General features: G+C 62.4%; 2 protein-coding genes. Both read right to left on the bottom strand.

Annotated elements, in window-relative coordinates; all coding sequences use genetic code 11:
• Nucleotides 1-10 precede the first annotated feature (10 nt).
• Complete coding sequence (locus D3227_RS40095) at nt 11-2,116, bottom strand: recombinase family protein (protein WP_120019432.1); 2,106 nt, start codon at nt 2,114-2,116, stop codon at nt 11-13.
• Nucleotides 2,110-2,626, bottom strand: a 517-nt coding sequence (locus tag D3227_RS42125; protein ID WP_167481076.1) for a DUF5372 family protein, incomplete at its 5' end; no start/stop codon positions are given. The genes D3227_RS42125 and D3227_RS40095, both read right to left, overlap by 7 nt.

Genomic DNA, 2,626 nt, shown 5'->3' on the forward strand with positions numbered 1-2,626 from the left:
AGCGAAGTTTTCATGATGCCTTCTTCCTTGATCGCCTGGTGCGAGCGGTCCGCGCCCGCAGTGTGTTGATCTGGTCGTCCGAGAGTTCGATTTGCCATGGCTGCCCCTTCGTGAGCTGGCGTCCCTCGATCCAGCCGCGGGCGAGGTAGTCGAAGACGGTTTGGGGTGTGACGTCCAGGGCTGCGGCCGCCCCTTGAACAGAGTAGGTTCCATCTGGCCAGCGGTCGGGATTGGCGCTCGTCCCGTTGATCTTGACAGTGGGGATGCCCCAACGTGTCCGCAGAAGCCAGACATTCTCACCTTTGAAGGCGCAGCCGCGTGCTGCGACAAAGCCTTCCGCGTTCAACGCCGCTGCGATCTCCTTGTCCATTTTGCCCGCAGCGTTGAGTTCGATCACGCGGCTGCGCAGCCGCTCCAGATCGATGTAGTCGCCATAGGTGTGGACCCGCCTCTGGAGAGAGTGTTCACTTGTCGCTCCCGTCTGCCACAAGATCTTGAACCAGACTTGGCCGTGGAAGCGCTTCTGGTCGAGAATGACCTCGCAGACGATGAGGCGCAGGATGCCCTTGCGTTCGGCCGCCGTTGTCGAAGGCGAGTGCCAGATGCCGGGCAGATCTTCGCCCAGCTTTTGCAGCGCCTCGCGATCCGGCTCGTTCAAGACCAGGGGCTCGTCATGTCGCCAGCGTTCGTAATCCTGTTCGATCGCCTCGGCGGCGCGCAGCTTCTCTTCCCACACGCGCTCCAGCGAACGCGCCACCAAGCGGTTCTCCGGCTCGACCGCATCATATTGGCGCCGTGCTCTTTCCGCCTCATAACGAGCCCGCTCGCGCCGCAGCGCCCACTGCCGCTCAAGTTGACGCGTCTCTTCTTCGATCTGGCCCAGGGCGGCGATGGCGATGGCGATCTTGTCCGGCGTCAAGGCCTCGAGCAGGATGCTTTCGACGTGCGCATCGACAGGCAGCGCACGCACTTCCTGGCATAGCGGCCCGCCCTCCTGATCGCGGTCGGCGCGACACGTGTAGACGGGGTAGTCGCCCGCAGGACCGCTATAGCGCAGGCTCATCCGGCGACCGCACCGCCCACAAACAGCGATGCCCTGCAGCAGTGCCGCTCCCTTGCGCGGCACACCCGAATGGCCGGCCTCATAGCGGTTGATGTTGTTTACAAGTCGCCTCTGGTTCTCCATGAACTCCTCCCAGCCGATATAACCAGGATGGGCAGCCTGAAGGCAAACCTCCCAGTCGGCGATGGGGACCTTGGTAGTCCTCGGGCGATAAACGCCATGGCGAATGCGCCCGCCTTCCATCCGCCTCCGGCCATAGACATACGCTCCAGCATAGGCAGGATTTTGAAGAATGCTGAGAACCCGTGAACTGTCGGCTTCGCGCCACACCACATCGTGCGGTGCTGGGCCGAGCACGGGACGCACGGGCAGCGGCAAATCGTTCTTTCGCAGGTAGCGCATCACGGCCCGTGCACTGTGAAGCTCGCGGAATTTGGCGAAGACGAGGCCGAGCCTCGCCTGCACCTGCTCATCGGGATTGAGAATGATCTCGCCGGAGCGACCATGCGCCAGTCCGGCGGGAACAGGAAGGCGTAGCTCGCCGCGTGCCGCCTTCTGACGCTCGCCCTGATGGAGGCGCTGCTTGATCTGGTGCAACTCCGCTTCGCTCATGATGCCCGACAAACCGAGCAACAGGCGGTCATGGTAGGCGCAGGGATCGTAGAGACGTTCGCCATCGGCAATGATGACGCCGAAGAGCGAGCACAAATCGAGGAGCTGATGCCAATCGCGGTTGTTGCGAGCAAGGCGGGAGGCATCGAGACTGATGACCAGACCGGCATTCCCCAATCCGATCTCGGCGATCAGCTTCTTGAAGCCCATCCGCTCGATGGTCCCGGCTCCGGATTTGCCAAGATCTTCGTCAATGACGTGCACACGTTCATGCGGCCAGCCGAGAGCGACCGCGCGATCGACGAGGCGGTATTGCAGTTCCGTGCTTTCCTGATGATGCCGCACCTGGTTCACGGAGGACTGGCGGACGTAAATGTAAGCGAGCTTGCCGCGATGCGCAGCAGTGATGCACTCGTCCGGTCTATTCGATGCTCTCAACATGCCGATCCGCCGCTGTCGGCGCGCTCGTCGATCGCATCCGCAAGAGAAGTCGCGCGAGGCTCTGCGCGATCTGCTTCTGCGTCTCCCCCGGCAAGTTGAGCCAAAGGCTCGGGAGTGTCGCCATGCCCGGGTTGGGAAGTTCGGTGAGGGTCTGGGACGCTACGCGGTACAGATTCGACTGTATGTTCATCGCGAATCACCTCCTCGATACGGGAGGCCAAGGTGCTGTTCAAATGGTGCAGCAATGTGAGCAGCGTTCGGACGTTGATGCGGGCCAACGATTTCGACACGCCCTGTTCTTCCGGTGACGCCGCTGCAAGGTCGGTCACCGAACGCCGAATTGAGCGGCGGCGTCCGTCAGGCAGTCGAACAACGACGAAAGCCGGACCGCGCGCAGAACGGGACGAAACCAGCTCCAGACGCTGGCCCGCAAGGCCGTGACGCGGGTCGATCACCGTCAAATGAGACACCACCCGGTCGAGAATGGCGGCGGCCTCTGATGTTTGGATC

This window comes from Mesorhizobium waimense (assembly GCF_003601975.1).
In the GTDB taxonomy this organism is placed as follows: domain Bacteria; phylum Pseudomonadota; class Alphaproteobacteria; order Rhizobiales; family Rhizobiaceae; genus Mesorhizobium; species Mesorhizobium waimense.